The sequence below is a fragment of the Pseudoalteromonas sp. SK18 genome (assembly GCF_001974855.1).
Classification (GTDB): domain Bacteria; phylum Pseudomonadota; class Gammaproteobacteria; order Enterobacterales; family Alteromonadaceae; genus Pseudoalteromonas.
The window spans coordinates 1-507 of sequence record NZ_MTQB01000074.1 but is presented as its reverse complement, the minus strand read 5'-3'; the positions used below and the strand labels follow the sequence as shown (position 1 = coordinate 507).

General features: G+C 46.7%; 1 protein-coding gene. It reads right to left on the bottom strand.

The genetic code is table 11. From position 1 onward, the window contains the following. Positions 1-161 precede the first annotated feature (161 nt). A partial coding sequence (locus BW139_RS18640) for a hypothetical protein (RefSeq protein ID WP_254844992.1) occupies positions 162-507 on the bottom strand: 346 nt, incomplete at its 5' end.

The window sequence follows — 507 nt, the reverse complement described above, 5'->3', positions numbered from 1 at the left end:
CGCTACAATCCTCCTTTCCTTTTGCGTTCCTTCCTGTACATTTCCTCATAGCCCCCGCTACCGCCTTCCTCCCGCATGGCCTCCTCTTTACCTTCACGCCCTGCGCTTTATATTGCTCTTTCCGATCCGTTCGACGTGCCATTAACTCCGTTCCGTCCCTTTCATCCCTGTCTTTCCCCTTTGGCCTCTTCTCCCCCTCCTCTCCCCTTTTTTTTTCCCTTTCCTCTTTCCTCTTCTTTCCCTTTTCCTTCCCTCTCCTTTCCCCTTCCTTTTTTCTTTTTCCCCTCTCTCTCTTTCTCTTTTCCTTTCCTCTCTTTCCTTCCTCCCCTCTTTTTCTCTTTCTCTCCCTTTTCTCTTTCCCTTTCTCTTTCTTCTTTTTTCTCCTCTTCCCCTCCCCCCTCCTTCCCTTTACCCTTTCTTTCCTTCTCTATCTTTTTTACATTCTTTAAATCTTGAATATTACTGCCTTTTTCATAGTGGTTCATGCGACCACTCGCTGAGTTTTCA